Origin of the sequence: Peribacillus muralis (assembly GCF_001645685.2) — a bacterium.
Lineage (GTDB): Bacteria > Bacillota > Bacilli > Bacillales > DSM-1321 > Peribacillus > Peribacillus muralis_A.
In genome coordinates, this window is the sequence record NZ_CP017080.1 from 1,859,141 (window position 1) to 1,885,495 (window position 26,355).

A 26,355-nucleotide genomic window follows, 5' to 3' on the forward strand; every position below is an offset into this window, starting at 1 on the left:
GATGTCGGTACGTGAAACCCACATCCTGATTGATGTTATAGCAAATGCAGATCCATTGAAGGATATGAACAATGCGATCAATGACACAATCAGGCAAACAAAACAAATTGACGCCGATCCTTTCAGAGATTTAAACGATGAAATGCGTAGAGGGACGAAATATTCTCATAAGATGCGTGAAAGTTACTACGGTTTAACGGATGAATCCCGGCGAATGTTGCACGAAATGAAATACGGTTGGCAGAAAAACAATAAAGAATTCCTAAAACACAAAAATGACTTGATAAAGGCTAAGTATGGATATTTCGAACTTGCGAAAGCAAGCGGTGATTATAAAGGAACCACACAAGATTTAATGCGGGACGTACAGAGATTAGGAAAAATTCATAAAGATGCAACAGACAATATGATCAACAATAATAAAAGGGTTCTTCAAGGTATGTATCAACAAGCTGGAACCTTTATGAATATGACAACACAAGCAAAACGGATTAGTGAAAATTACGATAGAATGAACAATCCGTTACTTTTGGTAAATAAAAATTCATTAAGAGCGGCAGACGGTTTGAATCGGTTAGCTAACCGAGGAAACGCTGCCGTTTTAGCTTTATCCATGTTAGGACCAAACGCTGGGATTAAGAAGCTTAGAGATATGACCATGATGATTAATCAAGGGATGATCCGTATGACGCACGTTGCCATTGGTGCGGCTATATCTACCGGACTTTTAGCTTATGCATTAACCAAACTAGCATTTGGGGCCAAGCCTTCGGAGGTATTTCAAGAGCAAGCGGCAGCGTTGGCAGAATACCGGGATGCCGTTAAAAGTAGAACAACAGAAATTGCCGAAGCTTGGGGGATATTCGAAAACATCCAATTGACGAAGACAAGCGGCGGGCAACTTACCAAGAATTTGCAAGAACAAGTAAATGCAATGACTCAATGGAAGGACAACCTAGGGAAGATAACACAAGTGGCGGGCAAAGAATTTGCGGATTACTTATCTTCGCTAGGACCTACAGCAGCGGGTGAGGTAGCTGCTATTTCTAAAATGTCCGAACCAGAATTGACAAAATACGTTGATTTGTGGCGACAAAAAATGGGCCTATCTAAACAAGTGGCTGTTACAGAACTTGAAGGTTTAAAACTAGAGACGGATAAGAAAATAAAAGAACTTCAAAGCACATTAAAGCCTTTTGGATTAGCGTGGGAGCAATTAAAACAAACAGCTATTCAAGCCATTCAACCAATGGTTACAGCTTTCACAATGGTTATGGTCCCCATTATGAATTTCCTTAATGCGGTAGGACAATTAGTGATTAAGTTTAACGAATTGCATCCGGCGGCTGCGTTAGTTATTCAGGCAATATTGATGTTAATTCCAGTTCTAACCTTGCTGTTATCTCCGTTAGCGGCAGGTATTGGGTTGATTGCAGGATTTAAGGCGGCCCTAGCTTTTGTAGCACCTTTCATTATGCCGTTAATAACTGGATTGGCAGCAATGAGTTCGACCGTTTGGTTAGTCGCAGCTGCGTTAGTTGCAGCTACCGCCGGTATCATTTGGCTATGGAATAACGTTCAATGGTTCCGAGATGGGGTGACAGCAGCTTGGGAGTGGATTAAAACCAATACAATAGCAGCTTGGGCTATCATTTCCGCGTCTTTGCAACAGGCAATTTCAGCAATCTCTATATTTGTCTCTGCAAAACTAGCAGAGATTAAGGCGTTTTGGTCGGCGCATGGTACCGAAATTATGGCTGTAGTCAATGTATACATGAACATGGTGAGAGGTTATATTTCCGTTGGGATGGCCTTAATTAAAACGGTTTTCTCTGTTGGGTGGACGTTGATCACAAGTGTTATCCGTGTTGCCTGGGAACTTATTAAGTTAGTAATAAATAATTCAATTGCTGTTATTACCGGGCTTTTATCTGCAGCGATGGCAATTATCCAAGGTGATTGGGAAGGTGCATGGACAGCAATTAAGGGAACAGCAGAATCTATATGGCATAACATTGAAGCCTTTTTTGCCGCAATCGATTTAACATCCATCGGTAAAAATATTATTCAAGGTCTAATTAATGGTATTAGTTCAATGGCTGGAGCAGCATTGAGCGCCGCCAAAGGGGTAGCCGAAAGTATCAAGGGAGCTGTAACGGGAGCCTTAAATATCCATTCTCCTTCAAGAGTTATGTTTGAATACGGTGGATTCGTTACAGAAGGTTTAGGTCTTGGTATTGAAGACGGAAATGATTACGTTAAGAAAATGGCGTTAGAAATGACTGGAGGAGTAATTCCTAACGAAAATTATTCACCGGGAACGGCGTCAGGTAGCACTGTAAGCAATTCCAGGAGTTCTGTAACTCTAAGCCCTACCATTTACATTTCAGGAACTGGTGAAGACGGTAAGGGCATTAAAGATCAAGTGAAAGAGGTATTTGAAGAAATGTTCGACCACCTCAACTTTCTTTATGAACCAGAGGGGGAATATTGATGGCTAAGCTTGATAATGTTTCCTTGTTTATAGAAACTGAAAATGAAAATTACAAGGTAGATGTTACAGAATATGCCGTTGAGAAAGGGGAGCCGTTTACTGATCATGTTTCTAAACGGTCCCCAGAGTTTACTATAAGCGGATATATTCTTTCTTCTGACTATGAAACAAGTAAGAAGAAATTAATTTCCATAATGGAAAGCGGGAAAATCATAAAATATGTTGGGAAATTGAGTGCATCGAATGTAGTCATCACAAACATTAGTGGCAAGCGGACTTCCAATGTTCAAAATGGAATGGGAATCGATATTTCACTAAGGCGAATTCGAATCTCCACAACCTCTTGGAAAAAGAAGCCCACAAATAATAGCGGCAAGAAAAAGCCGGTAAGTAAGAAAAAGCCAGCTAACAAAAACAAATACCATGTAACAAGAAAAGGAGATACGTATTGGGGATTAAGTAGAAAATACGGATCATCCATCCCACAACTTAGAAAATGGAATAAGTACCCTGACCGCCGAATCCCCATTGGGGTGAAATTAAGAGTGAAGTAGGTGAATAGATGGATTATATTCCTATTGATAAAGAAAACCTTCCAGAAATGTTTGACATAGATTTAGCGGATGAGACGTTCAAGCTCAAATTTGCTTATAACGAAACCGGAGACTTTTTCACCGTAGATCTATTCCGCCCTACAGGAGAAGAAGAGGACGAAGAAATGATTATAGGTGAAAAAATGGTCCTGAATAAGCCTTTGTGGAGTGATATCACAGACTTATCTTTGCCTGCCCCTCAGTTAGTACCCATGGATTTATCAGGCATAGAAACACGCCTTACCTGGGACAATTTTGAGAAAACCGTATTTTTATATATTAATGATCAGGCAGATGATGAAGATGACCCTCTATAACTTTAAGCGCGTGATGAAAGTTAGCATCGGAAGAGCTACTTTCACGAATGAAGATCTCCATATCCGATTCGAAATTATTTTCGATGACGATATGAAACCGAATAAAAACAAAGTACAGTTGTTCAACTTATCCAAAAGTACCATCTCAACATTCAAGCAAGGCGATACATTAACTGTACAGGCTGGATATTCCAATGATGTGGGAGTATTGAGTGAGGGCAAAGTATACAGCATCAAAACAAGCTTCGATGGAGTAGACAAGATAACCACCATCTATTCCTCAGAGGGTGATGATTACACCAAAAAGAAGATAGACAGTAAGACAGCAGACAAAGGGAAAAAGGACTCCATAACCTTTAAGAAGAACAGCAAAGGCTCAACCATGATCAGAAGGATGCTGGATTTATTAGATATCAAATTAGGCGCCCCCATGAAGCTTAAGAACGATAAAGTTTACAAGAAGGGCTATACCATATCTAAACTGATTTACAACGACTTAGAGGATATTGTGAGGGATTGCGGCAGCATCATTTACCATCGCCGTGGAAAATTGGTCATTAGGCCATTGAAAGAAGGTACTGACGAGCGCTTTGTGTTAGAAGAAGCAAGCGGATTAATTGGAAGCCCATCAGTCTTTACAGAAAATAATAAAACCGGGTATTCGGTTAAATGTTTAATGCAACACAGAATTACCACATGCAGCATCATCGAGCTTAAATCCAAAACAGCTAATGGGAAGTATCGAGCTTTCAAAGGAAAACATGTAGCGGATAAAAATGACTTCTATACGGAGTTTTCATGTGAATAAGTGGGTGAATATATGAGCTCAGAATCTCTTTTTATAGAAAACTTAATCAAAAATATCATGCTTCAAATTCACACGAATTTACCTGCACGTGTAATTTCTTATGATGGTAGCACCAAGCCACCCGAAGCAGATATCGAAATATTATTTATGTCCAAAAGTAAAAGCGGTGAATTAAGCAAATATCCATTAGTTCAGTCGGTACCTTGTTTGCGTCATGTGGGGCCTTTAATTAAAGGAGATGTGATCCAGGTAGCGGTAGCAGAAAGGGCAATGGATGAATTGCAAAATGTTCCCTTTGATCCTGGCATGCGGCGGATGTTTAACCTAAATGACGCAGTTGTGATTGGGGTGTTTGATTTATGAAGTCATTCAAATTAGATGAAAAAGGAGATCTGATTTTACAAAATGGATCATTCATCATGATAGAAGGGGATGAAGAACTTGCACAACAAGCCCGCATCTCCATAAAAACAGAAAAAGGCGAATGGTTTTTAGATCCGGAAGAAGGGATGGATCGGGGCCCTCTTTTTTCAAAGTTTTTTAATGAAGCTGAAGCGAAAGATAATATTTTGGAATCTACGATGGGTACCAGTGAACCATTAAATTTTGAAAGTATTATTTTTAATCGGGATACAAGAAATAGAAAATTGACGGTTGATATCATTATGCGAAAGGAAGATGATGAAACGTTAGCGCTGGAAGGAGTTGAGTTTTAATGGCATGGGGCCTTTCCGAAAAAGGATTTAATCGTCCAAACCAAGCGGATTTAAAAGAGGAAATTGATCAAAGGCAAAAAGAATTGTTTGGCGAGGATGTAAACTTGTCTTACAAAAGCCCAAATGGTATTATCAGTGGTCTTTTATCTTGGGTGCTGGCAAAAGTGTGGGAACTTGGGGAGGCGATTTATCATAGCGGACATCCTTCCGAAGCGACGGATAAGAACCTGGATTATTTAACGAGCTACTTTTTAACTTCTCGGAATCCTGAACTTTCTGCAGAAGGTCAGGTAGACATAGTTGGAACACCAAATTTTGTTGTGGTTGCTGGAACAAGATACGAAAAAGAATCAGGTATTGAATATGCCGTTAAAGAAAATGTGACATTAAGTTCAATCGGAACCGGCACAGCAGAGGTTGTAAGTCTTACACCAGGGATAATTGGAAACGCATTACCTGGAGAAATTACCATTCAAAGCGAACCAAGTTCAAGTGTGGAATCGGTAACGAATTCGCAAGCCATTACAGGCGGACGAGAAAAAGAAACGGATGTTGAGTTAAGAAAAAGATTGTTAGATACGAACGGGATTAAAGGATACGCAACGCCTAACAGTATTGTTTCGGCCGTTCAGAACGTTTTAGGTGTTCGCGCTGCAAACGTTCATAATAACAACACAAATGCCACAGTTAACGGAACACCTCCTAACAGTTATCAAGTCTATGTATTAGGTGGAAATGGACAAGAAATTGCAGAAGCTATATTCGATAAGGGGCCAGCCGGTATTGAGCCTTATGGAACCTCATCTTTTCAAGTTAAGGATATAAGCGGCATTCCCCATAAAGTTTCCTATACACCCGCCAATACGGTTAACATATTTGCTAGCGTAGACTTGACAACTGATAATACTTTCCAAAGTACAAGTATTACAGAGGTTAAAGATACCATCGTTCGATTCGTTGGTGGGACGGCAAGTGACGGATCTATTTATACTGGGTTGAACATGGGGGATAAGGTTATTGTCCAACAACTAAACTTCGAAGTGATGCAAATTCAAGGGGTTAAAGATGTTGGAATAAAGATTGGTAAAACGGCTGGATCCTTAGCAACAAGTAATATCAATATTGCTACAAATGAAGTGGCTCAAACAAATGCAGCTAATATCTCGGTTGCGGTGACCATATGATTTCATTCATTGATACTTTTCGGAAATTAACGGATGTCTTTACCAAGAACCCTGATTCGTTGATTGGGAAATTTATATTGCTGATTACCGAGAAAACAAATGAGGTACGCTTAACTTTTGAAAAAATTGAATCTTGGCGTGATATTCAGCAAGCTAAAGGGACAACGCTTGATTTAATCGGTAAAGGCTGGGGGCAGGAGCGCGGAAACGTAAGTGACGAAGTGCTAAGGCTGCTCATAATGGCAAGAATCGCCCGTAATAACAGCAACGGAACATTTAATAACATGATAGAGGTATTAGCAAGAACGTTGAATACGAACCCCTCTACAATCAAAATGAGGGCTTTGTATGAGGTTGCGGAAGGAAAAAAGGCTGCAGCACTTAGGATAGAAGGTTTGCCAATCAAGGCATTAAATGATGCGGGCCTATCCACCCAACAATTTGCTTTTTTGGTGCAAAGGGTCGCACCAGCTGGTGTTAAAGTAGAAAGCATTAGTTTACAAGGGACGTTCAGAATGTCCCGCATTAAAAATCAAGTAGAGACGAGCGCTCAAGGTTTTGCACCTGTAGACCAAAGCAGAGGTGGCACACTAAGCGCTATTTACGAGCCTTCTGAGGAAAATGACTTACCAATTTAAGGAGGTATCTGAATGCCGTTTAATCAAGTATTACTTCCGGTATGGACCGCCGTTGGTTCAGCGCCACCGGAATCAAAGAAAAATATTGGATATCTTCCTGATGAGCACCCACCTGCGGACTGGTGGAATTGGCAAATGAATTTAACGTACCGCGCTTTGAAGGACTTACAAGATAACGCTGCGGACAAAACGCCCGTTACTACAACAACAAATGGTTTAATGAGTAAGGAAGATAAGATTAAGTTAAATGGAGTTTCGACAGGGGCGAATAATTATGTTCATCCTTCTACACATCCAGCAACTATGATTATTCAGGATATGAATAACAGGATGTTGACCGATGTTCAGATTCAGTATTTAAGCGAAAAAGCGGATACGACAACAGCAACGACAGCCAAAAACGGTTTAATGAGTAAAGAAGACAAAAAGTACTTAGAGGATTTAAAGAGTACACCATGGATCAATTTGACATTACAAAATGGGGTTAAGTCATACCAATCGAACCGAACACCACAATACAAAAAGATTGGGAACATTGTATATTTACGTGGCGCAGTCACAAATGTATTAGCGAATGGTACGATAATGGCAACTTTACCAATTGGATATAGACCTCTTGATATGACGCATAACTACGCACAAAACGGGAGTAATATATCTGGGCGATCAACAAATACAAGGATTTCCGTTACGACTGTTGGTGAAATTATTATGGATGGAGCGTCCGAGCTTTCCCAATACGAAGATGGTAAGTGGTTCCCTATTAACACAAGCTTTCCGGTTGATTAAATAGAAAAGGAGGATGGAAATGAAGTTAGCCTATAAGTATGATAAGAACACTTTGCAATATGTACCAGGCGGAGACATTCTATTGAATGACAATGACCCAATACCTAAATGGTACACAGACAACCCGCCAGTGACAACAGGTGGCCAGGGAATGTATAAACCCAAGTTCGTCAACGGGCTTTGGGAAGAAGCATCAGAAAACACAATCCCCATTCCTCCAGTCTTGCCGAAAACTGAAATGGAGATTTTGCAAGAAGATAACTTGGCATTGAAGATGGCAATTGCTGAAATGGCTGAAAAAATAGAAAGTGAGAAAATTGAAATGATGCTTGCGGTTGCTGAGTTAGCAGAATTAATCAAAGGCGGTGCTTGATTGTGGCAAAAATTTATTATGATTTAATCAAACTAAAATTAAGGAAAATAGAAAACGTCCCTTTAGCTTGGAAGCAGGCCACACAAGATATGTTGGACGCTGATAAATAGGCGAGGTTTTCAAGTCATCCTGTTATGGAGGCTTTTTTATTTTGTCTAAAAAAAGGAGTGAAAACATGAAGGATGTAAATGTTAATTTCCCGCCAACTGCTTCACCGAGTAGATCGGTAACTGCTGGTGATGTTGAATCACTGGTAACGCAAGTTAAGGCAGATGTCGAAGGCCAACTTAGTGCAGTTTCGGAACAATTGACTGGTGCGGTTAAAAAAGTTAATGGAGTTGCACCTGTAAACGGTAATGTATCTATTCCTATTCCAGAAGTGGATACAAGTAAATTGGCAACAAAAACTGAACTAGGTGATATAGCAACAATCCCTCAGGCAAACGTGGTGGCTGCCTTGAAGGATAAAGACGATAAAATCGCTGGAGTTACCGCACAGTTGGCCGATACTGCGACAAAAACAGAACTGTCTACATCTGTTGCTCCTAAAGCTGATAAAACTTACGTAGATACCGAGGTAGGAAAGAAATTAGACAAAACAGGTACTATTGCAATTAATCAAATTGATAAAAACAAAGGATTGATAGATGAAACGTATTTATCCGATACCTTAAAAGCGCAGATGGCAGGTACAACAGCAATTGGTCCAACTCCACCCAATAGAAGTATCACTCTTGCAAAGACTACATTCGCTAAGACAGGGAAAAACTTATTCAATAAAAATAAAGTTACCCCAGGATCTAGAGTTTCTAATACAACGGGCGAACTTGTTGCTGATGCTGCATTCGATTCGAGTGAACATATCCCAATATCCCCCAATACACAGTATGTAAAAGTAGGGGGTTACGCTTATGCGACATATACTTCAAATGGTGTTTTTATAAGTGGTGGATTGACTACCTCGTTTACAACTCCTGCCAATGCAGCAACAGTAAGATTTTCTACAACGCCAGCACTAGCGAATACTCAACAACTAGAATTAGGCACTGTACCCACAGCCTACGAAGCGTTTAAAGAAATGATTGAATCGAAGTATGTTGAGAAAACGCCAATAATGCTCTCGGATATACCACCATTGTCAGTAGGATCTCTTTCTTTTAGTAAATCAGGTAGCAATCTATTTAATAAAGATGATGTTGTTGCTAATAGTTATATTAGTGGAACAACAGGTGCAGTAACGGCTACTTCTGGATTTACTGCAGGTGGTTTTTTACCAATTTCACCAAATACATCATATATTATTAAGGTGCTTCGGCATATCGCTTATTATGATACGAATAAAACGTATATAAGTGGGGTATCAGGATCGCCTATATCAAATTATCAAGCAACAACTCCTGCAAATGCTGCTTATATGCGTTTTAGTTGGTATACCGGTGATGGCGCAACTGTTGATACTCAACAAGTGAATAAGGGAACTGAATTATTACCCTATGAGAATTTTGGGTTAAAGATAGCAAAGGAATATCTAGAATTACCTGGTCTTTCAGGTGAACCAGACCGCAAATCGATTTTACCTCCAAATATTTACGGAGTTGTAGGGAAGGAAGTTAATATTTATTTTCAAAACACTTTAACAGTTCCGCAAAACGATGTACAAATAGATGTTACGTGTTCAGTAGGTAGACAAGATGAACGTAAGTGGACTTGTACGCCTACTATAGCTGGAACATATCCCTTAACAATCACTGTATACCGAAACTTTAACCTGGTTAAGCAAGTAACAACTAACTTCATCGTAAAGGCTGCTACAGTTGGTGCAGGGAATAAAAAAGTACTTATTATCGGTGACAGTACTGTTAATGATGGAAGAATGACACAACGGCTATTAGATTTAACAGCAAGTGACCCTATGAAAGTTTCATTACTAGGCACCAGAGGGGCAACTTCTAATAAACATGAGGGGCGCGGTGGATGGACAGCCGCACAGTATAGGACGGGTGATTTGTATCTGGGGGTGGCTAACCCATTCTATAATTCTGCAGTTAGTGACTTTGATTTTAGTTACTACATGACGAACCAAGGATATGCTTCTTTAGATTATGTGGGAATTTGTTTAGGTATTAACGATACTTTTACGTACAATAATGATACTGATCTTCTAAATGCAATCCCAACAATTTTGGGTCATTTTGATGCAATGATTAACAAAATTAAAGTATATAGCTCTACAATTAAAGTGGGGATATTCGTCACGATACCACCAAATGAAAATCAAGATTCTTTTGGGTTGGCATACGGAAATGGTCAAACGCAATGGAGATATAAACGTAATAATGCATTGTGGATTGATGAAGTAATCAAGTACTTCAAAGGTAAAGAAGCGCAAGGAATTTATCTTATTCCTGATAATACTAATATTGATGCCAAAAATGGCTTTGACATTGACGCTAATGGCGGTGTGCATCCTAATGCCACGGGTTATAATCAACGTGGTGATACTTTGTATTACTGGCTTAAATCGTTTGAATCTTAATAATTAGTAGGAACAAACTGTGCGGTAACAAAATACTCTGAAGGTTAAAAATTTTTGATATCAGATATTAATGTATCAGTTATAATGATGGTAAACCATTGGAGGTGTTTAGGTGATTGAAGTATTTGTAGATCATTCTTATGAAGATGATTACCATTGTATATCTCAAATAAATGTTAATTTAGCAGAAGACGAAAACAAAAGGATTAATAAAATATTGTCCGAAAATAACGATTTTGGCGGTGCTATTTTTAACTCAGGTTTAGATGTAGAGTTATTTTTAAGCAATGCCCTAAACGTTGACCAAAATTGCATCAACATTGAGATCTTAGAAATTGATCTATTATAGTGAACAGCATATTTAAGTCGTCCCAAAGGGCGGCTTTTTTTTATGGATAAACATTATAGACAGAGATAAATAATTTCAAAGGGGGCCATGAATGTGCTAAAGCAGAGAGGGGAACCACCACTTATGAAAACGATGATCTGGCCATTCGAAATAGTAATGTCTTTTGTATCACTTGGTTGGGCATATGTCATGTTCAGACAAATCAATTTGTTTGAGGAGCAGTCTTCACGTTGGTTAGTATTAAATGCCACATTAGATGAGTGGGCCGTTGGGGTCATTACTCTTACACTAGCCTTGATTAAAATTTATGGTTTTGTTTTAAAAAGTAACAAATGGAGAAAAGTCGGACTAACGCTATCAGGTGTTTGGTGGAGTTTGATTTGCGTTGCGATTACTATGGGGGATGGATCCTTCAGTATTGGTACAGGTAGTGTAGCTTATGCTGGCTATGCTTTTTTGTGCTTCCTGACCAGTTCGTCAATTAAGGAGGGGGAGAAGGTTGACGATTCCCACGAACGAAGCGTTAGCTGAACAAAATAAGAATCAACAGTATCAGTTAAACGACATTAAAGACGATGTTAAAGACATCAAGGGTATATTGAGAAACTATGAGGATAGGATGCGGAAAACTGAAGAGTCAGCTTTATTAGGAAAAGAAACCATGGTTGGATTTAAAGAAGCCATAACTGAAATGAAGTCGTTTTTCCAAAACCTTACCACCAAGCTCGATAAACAAAATGAAGATATGAATTCCAAAATTGATGAACAAAATAAACACTTGAATACAAAGATTGACGATCAAAACAAAAATGTAAATACAAAGATAGATGAGCAAAACCAAAAGATTGATGTATTTATTACACAAAAAGAAATAGAAAAGAGCAAAGGAACTGGTGCTTTTAAGATTGCTCTAGTCAATGCTGCCACCTCGATATGCGTCGGGGTAATTGGTTTAGTTACAGCTATATGGTCAGGGTGGATAAAATTACCCTAAAGGAGAGGGATTAGATGATTAATTGGAAAGTGAGATTTAAAAATCCATTGTTTATAACACAATTATTTTTAGCTGTTTTTGTACCGATTCTCGGTTATTTTGGATTAACTGCACAGGATTTAACTACATGGGGTTCTGTTTATAATTTGTTGGTTGATTCACTTTCTAATCCATATGTAGTTGTGATCATGGTAATTAGTTTGTGGAATGCAATTAATGACCCGACAACAAAGGGTGTTAAGGATAGCCCAAGTGCGATGAACTATAACGAACCAAAATAAGCTGCCTTCGGGTGGCTTTTTATTATGACTTTAAATTAAAAGGAGACGATGGGAAATGACAGTAGCATTGCAAACTTTATTAGATCGTTCAATTAAAAACATGGGTTCTGGAATGAATTCAGTAGTGAAAGCCTCTGCTTTAGAAATGATTAAACGGGCTTACAAAGAAGGTATCTATGCTCAAATCAGTGCTGGCTTTAGGTCGATGGAAGAACAGGCAGCTCTTTACGGCCAGGGGCGACTTTTTTATAGTTACCGCGGCAAAAACTACGCTGATTTATCTAAACCTCAGGTTACCAAAGCGAAGCCTGGTCAATCCTTTCATAACTTTGGCGTAGCAATCGATTTCTTCATTGTAAGCGATGATGGAAAGAATGCAATCTGGACCATTAATACAAAGTGGACACGAGTGGCCTCCATTGGTAAAGAATTAGGCTTTAAATGGGGTGGAGATTGGACAGGCTTTAAGGATTATCCTCACTTGGAAATGACGGGTGGATTGTCTTATGCACAAATGCAATTAGGGAAAAAGCCAAGTCTATCATTGAAATTTAAGGATGATGATGATATTGCTGTCATTGAGCCACCTAAGAAAGATGTAGACTCGGAAGTCACCAAGGAGCCTTCCAAGGATAATGGTGACAGAACGATCGTATCCATTCAGAAAACATTAAATAGCCGTTATGATGCCGGTCTTGTTGTGGATGGTATTAATGGACCTAAAACTCAAACAGCTCTGATCAAAGCGTTGCAAACCGAGCTTAACAAGCAGTTTAATAAAAAGCTTATTGTGGACGGAAAATGGGGAGCTAAGACAAAGGCGGCCATTGTTACCCTTGAAAAAGGAGCGAAAGGAAATTTGACTTGGATTCTCCAAGCCGCGCTTTACACAGAAGGATATAAGCCGGGAACACTGGATTCTATCTTTGGACAAGCTACAGAAACGGCATTGGCAAAATTCCAAAAGGCTAAAATGATTGCTGCAGATAAGAAGGCCGGAAAAGCTACTTTCGCTGAATTATTTGCTGCATAAACAATAAATAATTGGAGAATGTACTACTATGGTACAAACTCCACCAGGTACCCCACTTAAAAAGCCCTTACTCATTGAGTAGGGGCAATTTTTTATGAAGATGATAAATTAGAGGTGAGATGGAGAAAAAAATCATTAACGTAATTTCCCCGGTAAAACCTCAAATTTTTTAGTACTTTAGGAAGTGGTTAAATGAAACTTACTTTTTTCTTTCTTCAAAGTATACATGTCTTGGTTTAAACACACCTTTTGGGTCTAAACGTAAAGCATCACTTTGAACATCTCTAGGAGTAAAAGGATTTTTTTTCGGAATTGGTTTTAAGCTGCCCTTACTTTTATCCTTCCACCAGCTATCTTTATCTGCCATGCGATATCCTCCTATAAAATTAATTTTAGTAACTCTTTAAGCAGGTAAGTAACTACAATACCTATAATTGCTATTGTTAATTTATCAATACCTTCTTTAAAATCATCGACTTTTTCATCGTTCGATATAGCATTTGATTTGACCACAGCAGTGTATGATTCCATTAAATCGAATGAAAGCTCATTTTGATTCCTTTTTGCTGTCTCTATGTCAAAACCATCAAGCCCGATTCTCTGATAAGATTTGGTTTTAAGTACGTTAATGAATTTATTAAATGACAATAACAACATGACAACTGGGAATAAATAAATTAATGATATTAAGATAAAACATAAAACCTCGACTTTGGAGTTAGCTGTTTTAAAAGAAGAAAAATTAATCTCCGTTAAATAGAAAACCACGACTGCTCCAAGTAATGCTATTAGTATACCAGCACGAGTTTCTAAGTCTCTTTTTCTCCCCACTTCAATATCATATTCACTTTGAATAATGCTTAAAAGTAATTCACTACTAGGATATTCTTCGTTCGACTCTGTAGTGGGTTCTACTTCATCTTGTGTAGGCGTATTTTCTGTACTCAACCTTGACTCTCCTTATTTAACCTAAATATTAGGTTTAACCTTCTTAACTAACTCCGTAATGTCATGTTCCCCGTTATAAATTACCTGATCGATTCGAAAATCTTCACTTACGTAAAAACTCATTTTAATTTGTTGGATCCATTCGTAAGCGGCAATGGCTGCTGTCCAATCAGGATCTTTCTTGAAATCTGAATTCATTACTGGAAAGCTGCCACTTTTTAAGAATTTAGTTCCATTAGAATGTAGGTTAACCCTGAGATTTATGTTCATTATTTTAAGGTAATGGATTCGGTTTCAGTACCGAAGACGCCAGTTTGTACTTGAACCTTCAAATCAGAAGCATCTGCAACTTCTGGAGCTACATCGAATACCACTTTTCCTGATGCTTCAGAATCAGGGTTAACTTCTTGGAAGAAGAAACTGTTTTCAATTTGACCGTCTTCTCCTTGGTTAGCCGATATGCTTGCTGCTGAATCTGCTTCATAAACTTTTTCTCCGCGTTTCAATTTGAAGAAACTCGCGTCTGCAGTAACAGCTTTGTTTCCGTTGTTCTTTAATGTAACTTCTAAGACAACAAATTTCCCACTTGCCTTGTCAGGTAAAGCAGAAGGTCCTACTTGGTCAGCTGCTTTTCTCTCTTTGATTGTATACTCCATATTACCTACTTTAACAAGATCGCCAATTCCATAAGTTTTTTCTTTTTTCTTTTCCTTTTTAGGAGCTTCTTTCTTCTCCTTAACAACTTCTTCTTTAGCGACTTCTTCCTTAGTTTCTGTGCTTGCTGGAGCCGTTTTTTCATTATCTGTATCTTCCCCGCCGCCTGCAATTGCACCGATAATAATAATTGCTAAAACCCAAACCCACCATTTTTTATAAAACGGTTTATTAACTTTTTCTTTTTTTGCCATAATAGTATGATCCCCCTAAAATTGTAGTCCAAAAGTAATAGTAGCACATATTACCAAAATATCAATCCTCTTCTTCATATAAATCATCAACTTTTACTTCTAACAACCTAGCCAGCTTAAATAATTGATCTGCCGATGGATTCGTCTTTCCTTGGCTCCAATTCGAAATTGTGTTTCTCGATACACCCATTTCCTTTTGAATATAATCCCGTTTGAATTTGGAATCTTTGATTAATTTTCCAATATTAGACTTCATCTACATCACCACTATATAACATTCTCCATGTATTTATGTATTCCTGCTTAGAAAATTTTGCACAAATATTTGTGCAAAGTACAGGCAAGTAATTGGGCAGATGACCATACAATGCATAATACAACGTAGAGGAGAGTGGAATATATGGATCCGTTTACTTTTGGAATGGTCTTTACTGGTCTTACTGGTGGATCACTTATGGGCATTGCTTTATTGGATAAGGGCGGAGTTAAAATCAATGAAGATTTGTTAATACTCGTTTTAGAAATTGCGAAGTACGGCAGCATCCTTTATTTGCTGAAGAAATTATCAATGCTATTCTTGTAAACACACTTTATTACATGTTCCAATTGGTTGATTGTGGATTATAGTGTGTAATTTTATTGCCCATCTATTGTTCGGCTTGTCTAATTTTGTGTTTTGATTGTACGACAGATATGTTTCACATATCTCTTTTCTGTCTGTTTCATCCAGAAAAGATTGATTTCAAAACAAGGGAGTGTGGATGATGGATTTTGAAATACACCATATTAAAAAGAAAGCATTTAAGCCATTACAGGAGTTTTTAGCCGATTGGAGCAACGATAAAGAAGATATCGAAAATACTTTAAGCCAATACATGTACATGTGCCATGATGAAGAAAAAACCTATTACAAACACTTTGGGAATCGAGAGTACTTTAACATCTTAAATAATGGTACAACTGAGGGAGAACTAGAGGATTGGAGGAATTGGTATGATTGAATGGTTAGCTATTCCTGCCATTGCTTTAGTGGCTGCCTTTATTCCGGGTAAGAAAATGACGGACGAAAAGAAGATTCAACAAATATTTGAAAACAGGAAGGTCGGTATTAATCAGAATGATAATTTCCTTTACCCCAAATTGATCCGTAAATATAACCACCACACATACACCACTTATATCTACTCCTTGCCATTAGGCGTACCTTCAGAAGCGTTCGAATCCTTTATCCCTGTACTGAAAGATGGACTCAATAAAGATGTTGAAGTTGATTTTGATGAGGTTTTAAAAATTAATGTATTTGAACATGGCCTGCCTGAAAGCTGGAATTATGACGATTCCCTCCTTAGGTCTGCAACATGGGAGATACCTATCGGAAACAATCATAAAGGAACTTTGTATCACGATTTCGAAAAGTATCCTCATATGCTCGTTGGAGGAGTTACACGTTTTGGCAAAACAGTCTTTATAAAAGAAGCCTTTTATACATTGCTCATGGATCAGTTAGAGAATGTTGAATTTTATTTCTTGGACTTGAAAGGCGGCTTGGAGTTTGGGAAATATCTTTCATTGCCACAAGTAAAGGCAGTGGCTAGTGATGTTTTTGAAGCAGCGGAAGTGTTGTCCGAAATTGTGGATGACTTAAAAAATCGTGAAAAGATGTTTCGTGCAAAGGGATTTACAAACATTGTGGATACTCCTATTAAGAAAAGGACCTTTGTGGTAGTGGATGAGGGAGCCGAGTTATCTCCCAATATCATTGCTGGGGAGGGAAAGAAATACGCTAAATTCTGTCAGGCTGCCCTTTCTGAAATATCTCGAATAGGCGGAGGTTTAGGATTAAGACTGCTTTACTGTACGCAATACCCCACTAAAGAAGCGGTCCCGATGCAAGTAAAAATGAATATAGTTTCTTGGATTTCATTCATAGCTGCAGCGCAAATTGGCAGCATGGTTATTTTAGATGAAAAGGGAGCAGAGGATTTACCTAGCACTCCAGGAAGAGCTATTTACAAAATTGAAAAGAAAAAAGTTGTTCAAGTTCCCTATATTGACGATAAATATATGTTCAAAAAAATGGAGGAAAGAGAACATGAAATCATTCACGCAGCAACGAATAGAAAGTCTGTTAACGACAATAGACCAGCTGAGTATGACGAAAATACGCCACCTGCAGCAAATACATGATCTAAAAAGTTACAGCAATGCTTGTCGAGTGATTAAACAACTTAGTCCGTATATCCATGAAACCATGTTCAATAAGGAAAAAGTAATATATCTCAATAAAGAAGGAAGGGAATTAATCGGATCTAAAAAAGAGGTGAAAAAGAATATGTTAATCGAGCATACTCTTTTGTGTAACGAGGCTTATTTATACTTTAATTGTCCGTTGGATTGGAAAACGGAGTATGTTATTGAAACAAAAGAATCAGTTCAGTCATCGTTTGGAATACAATTCAAAGGACTGGCACTAGCGGATAAGAAGAAGGTCGTCAGTGACGCCAGTTTTAGCCGTAATGGATACCTTCACTTAATTGAAGTTGATAACATTCGAGGCATGGCAGATAATAAAAGTAAAATTGAATCCTATGCAGATGTGCTTCCGAAATTGAAGGAAAGACTAGGGTTAGTTCCAACACTTTATGTATTTACTTCAACAGAAGATAGGAAGCGTAAATTCGAAGGTTATATGAAGAAAAATAATTTAAGAGGGGAAGTAAAAACCTTTGATGAAATAAAATGAGAGGGGTGAAATATTTCACCCCTCCGTTTACCCCTCTTTCACCCCTCTATGATTAAAACGATTTGAAAAGGTTTGAAAAGCATCCCGAAACAAAATGGACTATATCAACAGATTAATGGAATTGGAAGGTATAAAAAAGGTAATATTTATAGTTGGATATGTTCCGCACGCAAGTCCACCCATGGGAACGCGAACAATATATGTCCATGTATTAATAGCTTCAAAGCCTTGGTATTACTGAGTTTCTCAGTTGCCAAGGCTTTTTTTATTTTTATAAATTGAAGGAGAAAGGGCTGGCTGACCACATTTCAAACTATTTCATATTCAACTGCGTATAATCCATGTAATTTGAATATCCGTCTACACTTTTTTCTTCGAGTATTTTTGACACGTGAGCATAGACATCTGCTGTTGTTTGAATGGATTTATGTCCTAAACGTTCCTGCACATCTTTTAAACTGGATCCAGATTCAAGAAGTAAAACGGCGTGGGTATGTCGTAAACCGTGGATGGTTATATGTTTAGTAATTCCTGCTTTTCTACAGATGCGATTAAAAGCTCTGTGTAAGGTGGATTTTGAATAGGGGAGGCCATTCCCTCTTTCGAAAACAAGAGTTGTTTCTCTATGATATCTATCTGCCAATTTCAACCTTATTTCCTTTTGCTTAATGACATGACGTGTTAACAGAGCGGCAAGGCTTTCTGCGATTAAAATTTTCTATACGATGTTTCAGTTTTAGGTGGTCCAAACATTTTATCAATATCCAATGCATCATACTTTATAGTTTTGTATACTTTAATTTTATTTTCGGTAAAGTCTAAATCGTGAAACTGGAGAGCTAAAGCTTCGCCTTTTCTTAAACCAGTATAAATCAGTGTTTTAAATAAAATAAAATAGTTCCAATCTTCTGCTTGAGCAGCATCTAAAAATCTAAATACTTCATCTTTGCTTAGATATTCTAAATCTTCATCTTCTTTTATCTGGTTTATTGCCTTATTAGGGATTGTCACTCCAGAACAAGGGTTTTTAGATATCATTTCAAGAGAAACGGCTTTATTCATCGCATTGTAAAGAGTAGTGTGGATGATTTCTACAGTTCTTTTACTTTTTTCTTGATCAGCGAGTTTATTAATGATTTTTTGATAATGTGTTGGGGTTAAATCTTTTATCTTCATATGACCTATTAACGGAAGGAGTTTTTTTTGAACATTTCGTTCATGAAGCTTAAATGTATTTTCTTTCACTGCATTCTTTTTATAGGTGACTAACCAATCAGGTAAGTAATCTTTAAAAAGAATATCTTTGTTATAAGCCTGTCCGTTATTTATAATAATGTCTTTAAGTGCTTCCTCCACCTTAAAAGCAGCTTCTTTTTTAGTATCTGCACGTCGTGTAATTTGAGTTCTTTTACCAGTTGCGGGATTGCGAGGACCTTCTTCAGTACAATTCCATTTGTAGCCCTGTTTATTTTTAGCAGGAACTTTTTTGATATTAAGACAAAATGGACACAGTCTTTAATTTTTTGTTTTTTGTCAGCAATGATTGCTCACAATTCTTCCGACAATCCTTCCGACAGTTCTTCCGGCAAACCGGTTCCAGGTAAAGAAGAAGGAAAAAAGGAATTAAATGCTTTTCAATTTTATGAACAAGAAGGTTTTGGGACCATCAGTGGATTTATGGCAGAAAGAATAGGCTTCTTGATTGATGATTTTGGTGAAGCATCATTAATAGCAGCCATGCAGGAATCAGTATTGCAAGGAGCTCGAAACTTAAAATATGTAGAAGCTATCTTGCTAAATCCTAAGAAAAATTCAGGTGATAAAAAAGGGGGAAAGTTCAAAATGCTAAGAAAAATGAGTCTACAGGAGCCTTACTTGAAAAATACGACTTCGGTACCCCGTTTCGGATAAAAGGTGCGGTGATTGCCAAAAGTTAATGTTCTTAGATGGTTTCCGAAATTCATTCTGTTGGTACTGCGAAGAGATTAAAGGACAAGATTGGCAATTAGCTAAAGAAACTGAACTTATTCACCAAAGGAATCAGATAAGGGGGCTCTATGAGGAGTTTGCTGAGAATAGTTTAATCAACGAAAAGTTGAAGAAAGCTACATTTGCCAATTATGTTCCTCCTTCACCTGATCTTGATAGTGCAAAACATGCTTATATAGACTTCGTGAAGAACTATGATCCTGATAATCCTCAGAGTCTCCTGGTCATTGGAAATTATGGTACTGGGAAAAGCCATTTAGCAGTGGCGGCTACAAAAGAATTTATGAAGCAGGAGAAATCGGCATTGTTCATCCAAGTAAACAAGTTATTTACCAAAATTACTTCTACCTGGAATAAAAACAGCGAGTTAACAGAAGGGAAACTGATGGAAATCATTGCTTCTGTAGAACTGTTAGTTATTGATGATTTTGGTGCGGAATTTACGGAAAAGGACAAATCCCAAATAACTTGGAAAGTAACAAAAATGAACGAAATTATAGATTCACGTTGTGGTAAATCTACTATTTTCACGACAAACTTCACTATTTCAGAGCTATCTGCCATGTACGGTGAAAGAGATTTTTCCCGGATGATTCAGGATGCCGATCCGATTGAGATGTACGGAGACAATTATAGATTGCGAAAATTCCAGAAAGAAAAGGGAGAATTCAAATGACCCAAATTAATTTATTAGGCTTTAATGGCCCCGCGCCACACTCGATTATTTACTGGCAGCAAGGCGGGGAGGATCAATCAAAAACGGTCTGCTATACGCCGGATGAAGAAAAATGGGCGCTAGATCGTTTTCATACAGCTGGTGATTATTATTATAAAACTTATGATAAAGCTGTTGTGGATTATGGAGATGAGGTTGTTGATTATCCTCACTCGTTAAGAAAGGGGGCATAAGCATGTATTGTCCCGTGTGTAATCGTCCATTAAAAAGCAAAGAAAGTATTGCCAAGGGTATCGTTCCTGTTTGCGAAGCAAAGCTAAAAAAGATGAAGAATGAAGCTCCTGAGAATCAAATTATGATGGAATTGAAGGTGAAGTAATGCCAGTCAGTAAATACGGCAACAAGAAGGTGACCTTGGATGGCCATACATTTGATAGTAAAGCTGAGGCGAAATACTACGAGCAGCTTAAGTGGTCTCAACTTCACAACCAAATTTTATTTTTCCGAATACAGCCTCGGTATCTTCTTCAGGCGGCTTTCATGAAGAACGGTAAAACTTTTCGGAAAATTGAATATGTTGCGGATTTTGAAATCCATAACCTCGACGGATCCATTGAGATAATCGATGTGAAAGGCGTGGAAACGGAGGCATTTAAGATTAAGAGAAAGCTATTTGAAAAGATTTACCCGCATAAGCTTTCTTCTCCTCAACTTAGATGATACATACGGCTGGATTGAGCTGGATGACCCAAGAAGCGTGAGAAAAAAGCAGGGAAGGTGAAAGCCAATGCAAAGGCGCGTAAGCCGAGAATGGGTACTCCTGTTTCGAAGAGAAGGCGTGCATAAGGTATTCGTTTATGAGCTATTGCGAAAGAAGGAGCTGGCCAACCGGCTCAGGAGAGGTTGGAAAGTATTAAATTAAATCGCGCGGTCGACACAAACAGTGCCGACTGAAAATTTGTCATATCTACTTATTCAGCATTTTTCTTTTCATAAAAAATCATTGCTATATGGATAATTAAACTTATTGAAAGGGCAATAACAATACTAATATCTAGTGTTCCTGCGTCTTCGGGTTTATTAAAGAATCCGTTAATTGTAGTGAATATTAGAAGAACTAAATAAATATAGATTACATTTTTCGGGAAAAATGAAATTGGGAATACCCCCTTTAAGAATTGATGTTATCAATTTCCTGTCAGTAACTATTGTATCTAAAAAGAGAGTACCTTGATAGAGGCCTAATGTATTTTTAAGAAAAGTACAGCATAGTTCGAATAAACACTGACATTAGGAAGGAAGGAAGGAGCCAGTAATGGAGGCCAATGAGATACCAAGGGAAGAATTACTGTTGCGGGATGTCAACATTCAGTTTTGGGAGCTGCGCAGGGTTAGAGAGGAGAATCTTCAATTAAAGGAAGAAAACAAGCAGTTGAGGATCATCAAACAAGCTTATGAAGCGTTGAAGACAGCATTATAAAAAACTCCCCGTCTGCAAAAGGGGAATCCGAGATTTCTCTAAACATCCTATTTTTATTTTACCACAGGGAGGAATCTCAATGAAAGAAGCTGCCAAGCTAAATAGTGGATATATTACAAGGTTACAAAACATTGAAATTGATCCTAGTACAATGAGACTAGAAATTGATATAATGAAACAAAAGGGAAGCTTTTCCATAGTAGTATGTGATGGTAAGGCAAAATTTATTCAGTTGCCGAATCATGGGGAGACAAGGATTGTTACTCATCAAGGAAAAGTCAAGAGGGTGAAGTTTGATGAAGGGGAAGAATTTTAGTTCTATGAAAGAAAATATTAAAAGGTGGAGATTTTCACTAAATACATTGTTTTTTGTACTGATTATGCTTATTTGCTGTATATTTTCGTTATCTTTTGAATTACTGGTGCAAATACTTTCGGAAGTTATTTCTTTACTATTAATATCCTTTTGCATATATAATTTTATGAAAATATCTAACAAGGTACTGGATAAGCTTGAATTAAAAAGTATAAAAAAATCTGTTGAAAATAAAAATCAAACACTTTATGGTTGGACCGGCAATGTAAATGCAGATTTTATCTTTGAATTATTAGGAGATGAAAAGGAAAAAGGGAATACTCTTGAAAATCTTAGGTATATAAAGGGGGAAATTGAATTAAAAGTAGGTTCAAATAAAGGTGATTATATTCTGCTTAAAAATTATATAGAAAGCTACGATAAAAATAGTATTTTTAGTAAATTTAATACAATCGTTTTCGGATTGTTAGTTGCAGTATTAACTTCCGGGCTTACATTGTTTATTAAATCGGAAAAAGTTAAATCTTTTACAAATAGTTTTTTCTTTAGCCCACAACCTATTAAACCTCTCGAATACATTCAATTTATTGTTGATGTGGGATATATAGTTATGATAGGTTGTGCTTTCCTTATATTTATTATTAATCATTTAATGCGAGAAAAGCGTAAGCTAGAAGGTCTTAAAGCTATTATAGAAACAATTATATATGAAAAAGATAATAATATTAGTTCTACCAGCTCACTGGAGGACACTGAATGAACGGTTAACGCCGTCGTTTGGTGTCCTCTTTTTTTGTATAGGGGGGCAATGGGATGAATTCAGAAGCAAAAATAAAATCGAAGCAACCTGTACAAACGAACGAGCAAAAGCTTTCTGAAAGAGAATGGAAAGAACTTATGGGTATTGGCAGGCCGGTTTATCGCAGGCATAGAGGATCGCTTAGACAAAAATAATGAAGGAGTGGTCATGTGAGACAATTACTTATCGAATATAAACGGTCACTACGAGAAGCCAGGAAGATGTTGAAAACGATTGATAGCAAATTAGATCCTTCTTTAATAGATAAAGAGGATAAAGGTTTGATAAATAACATAATCAGCGACCTAGAATACGCTATTGAATGGTTAAAATCCGGAAGAAATCCAGATGCCAGAAGAGGAATCGATAAAAATGGGGTATATCTTACTGATCCTGGTGTGCTTGACATTTTGCCTGTTCAGGTAGTGTATAAGGAACTCTCTAAAGAATTACCATCTTTCGAAAGGGAGTTAATCGAAGATGCCCTTTGTACCCTTAGCGATAGAGAAAAGGATGTATTTATGATGATTAAAGTTGAAGGTCTCACCTTTGACAACACTGCAGATTTATTAGGGGTAAAAAAAAGTACTGTTCAAACGCATCTTGAAAGAGCAGAAAAGAAAATCAATGAAAGAAAAATCGGGAGCCTTTTTCTAGTTTCATGAAAAAGGTTTTTTTTTGTCGTACAAATGATGTATATATATAGATATATATTTAAATGTAAATAATTCACCCTTTCTCTAATTTGAGGTAACAGATACTAAATGTGGTATTATAGAGTTAAGGGGAGGTAGTTTCTTATGCCGAAAAATGTTCTGAGCGAAGAAAGTAGAATTGCTATAAAATCCACCTTAAATATTAATATAACAAAATCTAAAAACAATTGCAGAAATTGTCACTATCGCCCAGTTGATTATATCTGTAATAAACATTTTATTAAAACAGAGAATAATGAGACGTGCCAGCAATTTAAAAAAGATATTAAATTTACTTTTGTAAACGGCGGAAGAATGTCGCCTAGATAAGATATAATCATGCATCCTCCGGGATGTTTTTTCTTTTTTAGATATCCACTTCGGAAGTACTTGTTTATCAGTTTGATCCTTTCAATTTACGAATCATTAATCTAACAGCGTTATCCAATTCTCTTTCTGATCTAGTTGATTCGATTTCAGTGCGGACTTCTTCAAACTTTATTTTTTTTCCTGTTTCAACTTCTTCTACTAAAACAGGAATTACAGATCCTACAAGCGTGTAATAAACTAGATAAGAATTATCTTCTGCATTTACTAATGAAACTTGTAGTTTATTGTTGTGTAGCCAAGGACTAGTCATTGTAACACCTCCTTTTCAACAATATTCGGCAAGAAGAAGTAAAAACCTCTAAATCTCTTATCCACTCGTATGAATGTTGGAGGAATAAACCTTTTTTTTTTGAAATAAAATAATAAGAGGGAGATGGTAGTATTAATAAAAACAAATTGATCAGGGAAATAAAGTATTGTCAGAGGCGGATTTTGGATTAGAACAAGAAATGTTCGATGATGCAGTTAACTATCTTAGAAGAGATGGATATTTAAAAGGGTTACACTATGGAGATAACAGATCGCAATTTTTTGAAGGAACTGCATATTTAACGAAAAAAGGGGAAACTTACCTTTCTAAAAATAGCACCCTGTCAAAGACATACAAAGGGCTCAAAGAGATAAGAAGCTGGCTACCTTGAAAAGCACTAAATGGGGTGCTTTTTTTCTTTGCTCATGTACAAATAAAATACTTGGAGGTGGTGGTGAACGGAACATGGCTAGGGCGTCACCTTTCGGTGGCGTTTTTTTATATAATTTTACTTGTACCCCATCCCTATAAAAGAGACGGGGCACTTTGTATTTTTTTGTTTTATTTTTTATCTGAAGTAAAATCCTATAGCTATCGACGCGATTAACAAGAGTTTTTTAAAGAACCCTTTTTCAAAATCTACCCAAATATATATTGATTTACCTGTACACATAAAGAAAAACTTCATTTAGCTCCTAACCGTGCCCAGTCATATAATATTATGTGTTAGAAGAAAAAAATTTATTCATTTTCTCCTATTAACTAAAAGAAACTTTAAGATATACTTTATATTAAAAACGGTGGGGGACAAAAATGAATTATTTTGAATTAACTCAAGCTATAGGTTCAGTAGCAACTGCAGGTGCTTTTATTTGGGCGTTTATTTCACATCGACTTGATAGCAAACGTTATGATAACCAATTGGAAGAAGAAAGACGTAAACATCTTCAAGATAGAAGTGATATTGAAATTAGTCAAATCGAAAGCAAAATAACTAACCTTAACGAAACAATGAATAATTACGCAGGAATATTATTAACAAGTGAAAAACTTAAATGGTCATTAAAGAGAATGTCTGAAAATATAGAACAAAATAAAAACTCTTTTGTTATATCGGATTATGAACCTCATTTAGAGGAAATGAGACAGTTGCTTAATCATTTATTACCTTGGCAGCAGTCAATTATAGGAGATCTACCAATAGACCCTTTAATCAATAACTTTTACGCATACTATAAATATAGTTCTAAGGAAGAGTTATTGGAATGGGTAGAAAACTTCGAATTGCAAGTAGAACAAGCAGCAGAGATTTGTGGAGACACTATAGAAAGAATATCTAATATTATTGAGAATTTACAAAATAAATTAATGTCATTTTAATACAAGGACTCTATAGTCCTTTTTATTTTGCTCCAAAACAATTCAATACTAGGAGGTGCAGGTGATGTAAAGTGGCTTAGGCAAAGCCTTCCGGTGGCGTATCAAATATTATATAATTTTATTAATTATTTTTTGCATTTGTGGATATATTAATCCTATAAAGCGATATAGCGATATCGATATATCGTGATGCCCTAGGTTGCACCCTAGAACATCACTTGTTGTTTAGATCAGATATCTGAATAACCAAACAACTATCAACAACAATAACGGATCGCTTATAATAATAGTCATGTTTGCCTTCTTTCTGATGGATACGATTTAGTATCTTTCAATTGAAAGGGGGCTATACATGTACCTTGAAATAATCCACTATTCGCCGATAAACTTTTTGGAGGTGGGTTATGGAAAAAATTAATTGGACTCCTTTAAAATCTGATTTTGATAATATTATTACTTTTCCATTCATTAGATTATTAATTTCACTTGCAATTGTTTATGTAGTTGTTTTTATTGTTCTAATTAAGATTAGATTACCAAAACAATTAGCTAATTACATAGCTACAGCAGCTCTGTTAGCAGTATTGTACTATTCATTTACACATGGTTATTTACCAGGAACTTAAGGCACTCAGTGATGGGTGTTTTAAATTTTCCATAATGAAAAGATATCTAT

43 protein-coding genes are annotated in these 26,355 nt (G+C 36.9%); 35 read left to right on the top strand and 8 right to left on the bottom strand.

The features are described 5' to 3' along the window. Position 1: 1 nt before the first annotated feature. From ABE28_RS09000 to ABE28_RS09075, 17 genes are all read left to right on the top strand, one after another. Positions 2-2,494: a phage tail protein gene (locus tag ABE28_RS09000; RefSeq protein ID WP_064465808.1), complete on the top strand. Its 2,493-nt coding sequence runs from the start codon at positions 2-4 to the stop codon at positions 2,492-2,494. After that, complete coding sequence (locus ABE28_RS09005) at positions 2,494-3,048, top strand: LysM peptidoglycan-binding domain-containing protein (protein ID WP_064465807.1); 555 nt, start codon at positions 2,494-2,496, stop codon at positions 3,046-3,048. The genes ABE28_RS09000 and ABE28_RS09005 overlap by 1 nt, the downstream gene beginning before the upstream one ends. 8 nt (positions 3,049-3,056) lie before the next feature. Next, positions 3,057-3,404 (top strand): phage baseplate plug family protein, encoded by a 348-nt coding sequence (locus ABE28_RS09010; RefSeq protein WP_064465806.1) that lies wholly within the window; start codon positions 3,057-3,059, stop codon positions 3,402-3,404. Further along, a complete protein-coding gene (locus ABE28_RS09015) occupies positions 3,382-4,212 on the top strand; it encodes a phage protein (RefSeq protein WP_064465805.1) in 831 nt (276 codons plus the stop codon). Before ABE28_RS09010 ends, ABE28_RS09015 begins: the two co-directional genes overlap by 23 nt. A 12-nt stretch (positions 4,213-4,224) precedes the next feature. Then, the gene (locus ABE28_RS09020; RefSeq protein WP_064465804.1) at positions 4,225-4,575 is read left to right on the top strand and encodes a hypothetical protein; all 351 of its coding nucleotides are present in this window, start codon (positions 4,225-4,227) and stop codon (positions 4,573-4,575) included. After that, the gene (locus ABE28_RS09025) at positions 4,572-4,928 is read left to right on the top strand and encodes a contractile injection system sheath initiator (RefSeq protein ID WP_064465803.1); all 357 of its coding nucleotides are present in this window, start codon (positions 4,572-4,574) and stop codon (positions 4,926-4,928) included. The genes ABE28_RS09020 and ABE28_RS09025 overlap by 4 nt, the downstream gene beginning before the upstream one ends. Then, a complete protein-coding gene (locus tag ABE28_RS09030) occupies positions 4,928-6,112 on the top strand; it encodes a baseplate J/gp47 family protein (RefSeq protein WP_064465802.1) in 1,185 nt (394 codons plus the stop codon). Before ABE28_RS09025 ends, ABE28_RS09030 begins: the two co-directional genes overlap by 1 nt. Continuing rightward, positions 6,109-6,750: a hypothetical protein gene (locus ABE28_RS09035; protein ID WP_064465801.1), complete on the top strand. Its 642-nt coding sequence runs from the start codon at positions 6,109-6,111 to the stop codon at positions 6,748-6,750. The genes ABE28_RS09030 and ABE28_RS09035 overlap by 4 nt, the downstream gene beginning before the upstream one ends. 12 nt (positions 6,751-6,762) lie before the next feature. Then, positions 6,763-7,539 carry a hypothetical protein gene (locus ABE28_RS09040; RefSeq protein ID WP_064465800.1) on the top strand — a complete coding sequence of 259 codons (777 nt, stop codon included), beginning with the start codon at positions 6,763-6,765 and terminating at the stop codon, positions 7,537-7,539. Between the two features lie 19 nt (positions 7,540-7,558). Next, the gene (locus ABE28_RS09045) at positions 7,559-7,912 is read left to right on the top strand and encodes a hypothetical protein (protein ID WP_064465799.1); all 354 of its coding nucleotides are present in this window, start codon (positions 7,559-7,561) and stop codon (positions 7,910-7,912) included. Positions 7,913-7,914: 2 nt separating this feature from the next. Further along, complete coding sequence (locus ABE28_RS26070; RefSeq protein ID WP_373921325.1) at positions 7,915-8,022, top strand: CD1375 family protein; 108 nt, start codon at positions 7,915-7,917, stop codon at positions 8,020-8,022. A 65-nt stretch (positions 8,023-8,087) separates the two neighbouring features. After that, the gene (locus ABE28_RS09050) at positions 8,088-10,448 is read left to right on the top strand and encodes an SGNH/GDSL hydrolase family protein (RefSeq protein ID WP_064465798.1); all 2,361 of its coding nucleotides are present in this window, start codon (positions 8,088-8,090) and stop codon (positions 10,446-10,448) included. Positions 10,449-10,560: 112 nt separating this feature from the next. After that, on the top strand, positions 10,561-10,797 hold the full coding sequence (locus ABE28_RS09055) for a hypothetical protein (protein ID WP_064465797.1): 237 nt from the start codon (positions 10,561-10,563) through the stop codon (positions 10,795-10,797). 123 nt (positions 10,798-10,920) lie between these two features. Then, positions 10,921-11,328, top strand: coding sequence for a hypothetical protein (locus tag ABE28_RS09060; protein WP_156775719.1), 408 nt, complete (start codon positions 10,921-10,923; stop codon positions 11,326-11,328). Beyond that, entirely contained in the window at positions 11,297-11,791 is a 495-nt protein-coding gene (locus ABE28_RS09065) for a hypothetical protein (protein WP_064465795.1), read from the top strand. The genes ABE28_RS09060 and ABE28_RS09065 overlap by 32 nt, the downstream gene beginning before the upstream one ends. 14 nt (positions 11,792-11,805) lie before the next feature. Then, positions 11,806-12,072: a phage holin gene (locus ABE28_RS09070; protein ID WP_064465794.1), complete on the top strand. Its 267-nt coding sequence runs from the start codon at positions 11,806-11,808 to the stop codon at positions 12,070-12,072. Positions 12,073-12,127: 55 nt separating this feature from the next. Then, positions 12,128-13,105 carry a peptidoglycan-binding protein gene (locus ABE28_RS09075; protein ID WP_064465793.1) on the top strand — a complete coding sequence of 326 codons (978 nt, stop codon included), beginning with the start codon at positions 12,128-12,130 and terminating at the stop codon, positions 13,103-13,105. A gap of 199 nt (positions 13,106-13,304) precedes the next feature. Here ABE28_RS09075 and ABE28_RS24950 read toward each other — a convergent pair whose 3' ends face one another. From ABE28_RS24950 to ABE28_RS09095, 5 genes are all read right to left on the bottom strand, one after another. After that, entirely contained in the window at positions 13,305-13,472 is a 168-nt protein-coding gene (locus ABE28_RS24950) for a hypothetical protein (protein ID WP_156775720.1), read from the bottom strand. An 11-nt stretch (positions 13,473-13,483) separates the two neighbouring features. Further along, entirely contained in the window at positions 13,484-14,053 is a 570-nt protein-coding gene (locus ABE28_RS09080) for a hypothetical protein (RefSeq protein ID WP_064465792.1), read from the bottom strand. Between the two features lie 21 nt (positions 14,054-14,074). Next, on the bottom strand, positions 14,075-14,251 hold the full coding sequence (locus ABE28_RS25455) for a hypothetical protein (protein WP_167353392.1): 177 nt from the start codon (positions 14,249-14,251) through the stop codon (positions 14,075-14,077). Between the two features lie 71 nt (positions 14,252-14,322). After that, entirely contained in the window at positions 14,323-14,961 is a 639-nt protein-coding gene (locus tag ABE28_RS09090; RefSeq protein ID WP_064465790.1) for a DUF4352 domain-containing protein, read from the bottom strand. 61 nt (positions 14,962-15,022) lie between these two features. Continuing rightward, on the bottom strand, positions 15,023-15,217 hold the full coding sequence (locus tag ABE28_RS09095; protein ID WP_064465789.1) for a helix-turn-helix transcriptional regulator: 195 nt from the start codon (positions 15,215-15,217) through the stop codon (positions 15,023-15,025). A 144-nt stretch (positions 15,218-15,361) separates the two neighbouring features. Between ABE28_RS09095 and ABE28_RS09100 the strand changes: the two genes are divergently transcribed. The 4 genes from ABE28_RS09100 (at position 15,362) to ABE28_RS09115 (ending at position 17,704) form a co-directional block, all read left to right on the top strand. Beyond that, the gene (locus ABE28_RS09100; RefSeq protein ID WP_064465788.1) at positions 15,362-15,544 is read left to right on the top strand and encodes a hypothetical protein; all 183 of its coding nucleotides are present in this window, start codon (positions 15,362-15,364) and stop codon (positions 15,542-15,544) included. Between the two features lie 178 nt (positions 15,545-15,722). Continuing rightward, positions 15,723-15,962, top strand: coding sequence for a hypothetical protein (locus ABE28_RS09105; protein ID WP_156775721.1), 240 nt, complete (start codon positions 15,723-15,725; stop codon positions 15,960-15,962). Continuing rightward, positions 15,955-17,148 (top strand): FtsK/SpoIIIE domain-containing protein, encoded by a 1,194-nt coding sequence (locus ABE28_RS09110; protein WP_064465786.1) that lies wholly within the window; start codon positions 15,955-15,957, stop codon positions 17,146-17,148. The genes ABE28_RS09105 and ABE28_RS09110 overlap by 8 nt, the downstream gene beginning before the upstream one ends. 145 nt (positions 17,149-17,293) lie before the next feature. Beyond that, positions 17,294-17,704 carry a hypothetical protein gene (locus tag ABE28_RS09115; RefSeq protein ID WP_156775722.1) on the top strand — a complete coding sequence of 137 codons (411 nt, stop codon included), beginning with the start codon at positions 17,294-17,296 and terminating at the stop codon, positions 17,702-17,704. Positions 17,705-18,017: 313 nt separating this feature from the next. Here ABE28_RS09115 and ABE28_RS24425 read toward each other — a convergent pair whose 3' ends face one another. Both ABE28_RS24425 and ABE28_RS24430 read right to left on the bottom strand, forming a co-directional pair. Beyond that, the gene (locus ABE28_RS24425) at positions 18,018-18,347 is read right to left on the bottom strand and encodes a tyrosine-type recombinase/integrase (RefSeq protein ID WP_167353393.1); all 330 of its coding nucleotides are present in this window, start codon (positions 18,345-18,347) and stop codon (positions 18,018-18,020) included. A 65-nt stretch (positions 18,348-18,412) separates the two neighbouring features. Beyond that, on the bottom strand, positions 18,413-19,060 hold the full coding sequence (locus tag ABE28_RS24430; RefSeq protein ID WP_083232013.1) for a tyrosine-type recombinase/integrase: 648 nt from the start codon (positions 19,058-19,060) through the stop codon (positions 18,413-18,415). A 42-nt stretch (positions 19,061-19,102) separates the two neighbouring features. Between ABE28_RS24430 and ABE28_RS09125 the strand changes: the two genes are divergently transcribed. The 11 genes from ABE28_RS09125 to ABE28_RS09160 all read left to right on the top strand — a co-directional run bounded on the left by ABE28_RS09125 (position 19,103) and on the right by ABE28_RS09160 (position 23,989). Further along, complete coding sequence (locus tag ABE28_RS09125) at positions 19,103-19,615, top strand: DnaD domain-containing protein (protein WP_156775723.1); 513 nt, start codon at positions 19,103-19,105, stop codon at positions 19,613-19,615. A gap of 25 nt (positions 19,616-19,640) precedes the next feature. Further along, positions 19,641-20,369 carry an ATP-binding protein gene (locus ABE28_RS09130; protein WP_064465783.1) on the top strand — a complete coding sequence of 243 codons (729 nt, stop codon included), beginning with the start codon at positions 19,641-19,643 and terminating at the stop codon, positions 20,367-20,369. Next, positions 20,366-20,602: a hypothetical protein gene (locus ABE28_RS09135; RefSeq protein ID WP_064465782.1), complete on the top strand. Its 237-nt coding sequence runs from the start codon at positions 20,366-20,368 to the stop codon at positions 20,600-20,602. The genes ABE28_RS09130 and ABE28_RS09135 overlap by 4 nt, the downstream gene beginning before the upstream one ends. 2 nt (positions 20,603-20,604) lie before the next feature. Beyond that, a complete protein-coding gene (locus ABE28_RS24955; RefSeq protein ID WP_156775724.1) occupies positions 20,605-20,748 on the top strand; it encodes a DUF6011 domain-containing protein in 144 nt (47 codons plus the stop codon). Continuing rightward, positions 20,748-21,089: a DUF1064 domain-containing protein gene (locus ABE28_RS09140; protein ID WP_156775725.1), complete on the top strand. Its 342-nt coding sequence runs from the start codon at positions 20,748-20,750 to the stop codon at positions 21,087-21,089. The genes ABE28_RS24955 and ABE28_RS09140 overlap by 1 nt, the downstream gene beginning before the upstream one ends. A 595-nt stretch (positions 21,090-21,684) precedes the next feature. After that, a complete protein-coding gene (locus ABE28_RS24960; RefSeq protein WP_156775726.1) occupies positions 21,685-21,849 on the top strand; it encodes a hypothetical protein in 165 nt (54 codons plus the stop codon). A 79-nt stretch (positions 21,850-21,928) separates the two neighbouring features. Beyond that, positions 21,929-22,165, top strand: coding sequence for an XtrA/YqaO family protein (locus ABE28_RS09145; protein WP_064465781.1), 237 nt, complete (start codon positions 21,929-21,931; stop codon positions 22,163-22,165). Then, entirely contained in the window at positions 22,146-22,925 is a 780-nt protein-coding gene (locus tag ABE28_RS09150; protein ID WP_064465780.1) for a hypothetical protein, read from the top strand. Before ABE28_RS09145 ends, ABE28_RS09150 begins: the two co-directional genes overlap by 20 nt. 53 nt (positions 22,926-22,978) lie before the next feature. Next, positions 22,979-23,119, top strand: coding sequence for a hypothetical protein (locus tag ABE28_RS25460; protein ID WP_167353394.1), 141 nt, complete (start codon positions 22,979-22,981; stop codon positions 23,117-23,119). Between the two features lie 15 nt (positions 23,120-23,134). Then, positions 23,135-23,629, top strand: coding sequence for a sigma-70 family RNA polymerase sigma factor (locus ABE28_RS09155; protein WP_064465779.1), 495 nt, complete (start codon positions 23,135-23,137; stop codon positions 23,627-23,629). A gap of 135 nt (positions 23,630-23,764) precedes the next feature. Continuing rightward, positions 23,765-23,989, top strand: a complete 225-nt coding sequence (locus ABE28_RS09160; protein ID WP_064465778.1) for a hypothetical protein — start codon at positions 23,765-23,767, stop codon at positions 23,987-23,989. A 67-nt stretch (positions 23,990-24,056) separates the two neighbouring features. On the opposite strand, the gene ABE28_RS09165 is transcribed toward ABE28_RS09160, so the two are convergent. Then, positions 24,057-24,299: a hypothetical protein gene (locus tag ABE28_RS09165; RefSeq protein ID WP_064465777.1), complete on the bottom strand. Its 243-nt coding sequence runs from the start codon at positions 24,297-24,299 to the stop codon at positions 24,057-24,059. A gap of 145 nt (positions 24,300-24,444) precedes the next feature. Between ABE28_RS09165 and ABE28_RS09170 the strand changes: the two genes are divergently transcribed. The 3 genes from ABE28_RS09170 (at position 24,445) to ABE28_RS09180 (ending at position 26,305) form a co-directional block, all read left to right on the top strand. After that, positions 24,445-24,690, top strand: coding sequence for a YjcQ family protein (locus ABE28_RS09170; protein ID WP_064465776.1), 246 nt, complete (start codon positions 24,445-24,447; stop codon positions 24,688-24,690). A gap of 422 nt (positions 24,691-25,112) precedes the next feature. Next, the gene (locus ABE28_RS09175) at positions 25,113-25,679 is read left to right on the top strand and encodes a hypothetical protein (RefSeq protein ID WP_064465775.1); all 567 of its coding nucleotides are present in this window, start codon (positions 25,113-25,115) and stop codon (positions 25,677-25,679) included. 404 nt (positions 25,680-26,083) lie between these two features. Continuing rightward, positions 26,084-26,305, top strand: a complete 222-nt coding sequence (locus ABE28_RS09180) for a hypothetical protein (RefSeq protein ID WP_064465774.1) — start codon at positions 26,084-26,086, stop codon at positions 26,303-26,305. The last annotated feature ends 50 nt before the right edge of the window (positions 26,306-26,355 follow it).

Coding starts and splice junctions, on each gene's coding strand:
- ABE28_RS09000 (WP_064465808.1), top strand. CDS start 2: ATGTCGGTACGTGAAACCCACATCCTGATTGATGTTATAGCAAATGCA.
- ABE28_RS09150 (WP_064465780.1), top strand. CDS start 22,146: ATGAAGGGGAAGAATTTTAGTTCTATGAAAGAAAATATTAAAAGGTGG.
- ABE28_RS09075 (WP_064465793.1), top strand. CDS start 12,128: ATGACAGTAGCATTGCAAACTTTATTAGATCGTTCAATTAAAAACATG.
- ABE28_RS09110 (WP_064465786.1), top strand. CDS start 15,955: ATGATTGAATGGTTAGCTATTCCTGCCATTGCTTTAGTGGCTGCCTTT.
- ABE28_RS09140 (WP_156775725.1), top strand. CDS start 20,748: ATGCCAGTCAGTAAATACGGCAACAAGAAGGTGACCTTGGATGGCCAT.
- ABE28_RS09175 (WP_064465775.1), top strand. CDS start 25,113: ATGAATTATTTTGAATTAACTCAAGCTATAGGTTCAGTAGCAACTGCA.
- ABE28_RS24960 (WP_156775726.1), top strand. CDS start 21,685: ATGGAGGCCAATGAGATACCAAGGGAAGAATTACTGTTGCGGGATGTC.
- ABE28_RS09025 (WP_064465803.1), top strand. CDS start 4,572: ATGAAGTCATTCAAATTAGATGAAAAAGGAGATCTGATTTTACAAAAT.
- ABE28_RS09105 (WP_156775721.1), top strand. CDS start 15,723: ATGATGGATTTTGAAATACACCATATTAAAAAGAAAGCATTTAAGCCA.
- ABE28_RS24950 (WP_156775720.1), bottom strand. CDS start 13,472: ATGGCAGATAAAGATAGCTGGTGGAAGGATAAAAGTAAGGGCAGCTTA.
- ABE28_RS24955 (WP_156775724.1), top strand. CDS start 20,605: ATGTATTGTCCCGTGTGTAATCGTCCATTAAAAAGCAAAGAAAGTATT.
- ABE28_RS09090 (WP_064465790.1), bottom strand. CDS start 14,961: ATGGCAAAAAAAGAAAAAGTTAATAAACCGTTTTATAAAAAATGGTGG.
- ABE28_RS09100 (WP_064465788.1), top strand. CDS start 15,362: ATGGATCCGTTTACTTTTGGAATGGTCTTTACTGGTCTTACTGGTGGA.
- ABE28_RS09145 (WP_064465781.1), top strand. CDS start 21,929: ATGAAAGAAGCTGCCAAGCTAAATAGTGGATATATTACAAGGTTACAA.
- ABE28_RS25460 (WP_167353394.1), top strand. CDS start 22,979: ATGAATTCAGAAGCAAAAATAAAATCGAAGCAACCTGTACAAACGAAC.
- ABE28_RS09070 (WP_064465794.1), top strand. CDS start 11,806: ATGATTAATTGGAAAGTGAGATTTAAAAATCCATTGTTTATAACACAA.
- ABE28_RS09005 (WP_064465807.1), top strand. CDS start 2,494: ATGGCTAAGCTTGATAATGTTTCCTTGTTTATAGAAACTGAAAATGAA.
- ABE28_RS09010 (WP_064465806.1), top strand. CDS start 3,057: ATGGATTATATTCCTATTGATAAAGAAAACCTTCCAGAAATGTTTGAC.
- ABE28_RS09045 (WP_064465799.1), top strand. CDS start 7,559: ATGAAGTTAGCCTATAAGTATGATAAGAACACTTTGCAATATGTACCA.
- ABE28_RS09115 (WP_156775722.1), top strand. CDS start 17,294: ATGTTAATCGAGCATACTCTTTTGTGTAACGAGGCTTATTTATACTTT.
- ABE28_RS09015 (WP_064465805.1), top strand. CDS start 3,382: ATGATGAAGATGACCCTCTATAACTTTAAGCGCGTGATGAAAGTTAGC.
- ABE28_RS09050 (WP_064465798.1), top strand. CDS start 8,088: ATGAAGGATGTAAATGTTAATTTCCCGCCAACTGCTTCACCGAGTAGA.
- ABE28_RS09035 (WP_064465801.1), top strand. CDS start 6,109: ATGATTTCATTCATTGATACTTTTCGGAAATTAACGGATGTCTTTACC.
- ABE28_RS09060 (WP_156775719.1), top strand. CDS start 10,921: ATGAAAACGATGATCTGGCCATTCGAAATAGTAATGTCTTTTGTATCA.
- ABE28_RS09165 (WP_064465777.1), bottom strand. CDS start 24,299: ATGACTAGTCCTTGGCTACACAACAATAAACTACAAGTTTCATTAGTA.
- ABE28_RS09135 (WP_064465782.1), top strand. CDS start 20,366: ATGACCCAAATTAATTTATTAGGCTTTAATGGCCCCGCGCCACACTCG.
- ABE28_RS09095 (WP_064465789.1), bottom strand. CDS start 15,217: ATGAAGTCTAATATTGGAAAATTAATCAAAGATTCCAAATTCAAACGG.
- ABE28_RS09130 (WP_064465783.1), top strand. CDS start 19,641: ATGTTCTTAGATGGTTTCCGAAATTCATTCTGTTGGTACTGCGAAGAG.
- ABE28_RS25455 (WP_167353392.1), bottom strand. CDS start 14,251: ATGAATTCAGATTTCAAGAAAGATCCTGATTGGACAGCAGCCATTGCC.
- ABE28_RS09020 (WP_064465804.1), top strand. CDS start 4,225: ATGAGCTCAGAATCTCTTTTTATAGAAAACTTAATCAAAAATATCATG.
- ABE28_RS09030 (WP_064465802.1), top strand. CDS start 4,928: ATGGCATGGGGCCTTTCCGAAAAAGGATTTAATCGTCCAAACCAAGCG.
- ABE28_RS09160 (WP_064465778.1), top strand. CDS start 23,765: ATGCCGAAAAATGTTCTGAGCGAAGAAAGTAGAATTGCTATAAAATCC.
- ABE28_RS09180 (WP_064465774.1), top strand. CDS start 26,084: ATGGAAAAAATTAATTGGACTCCTTTAAAATCTGATTTTGATAATATT.
- ABE28_RS09040 (WP_064465800.1), top strand. CDS start 6,763: ATGCCGTTTAATCAAGTATTACTTCCGGTATGGACCGCCGTTGGTTCA.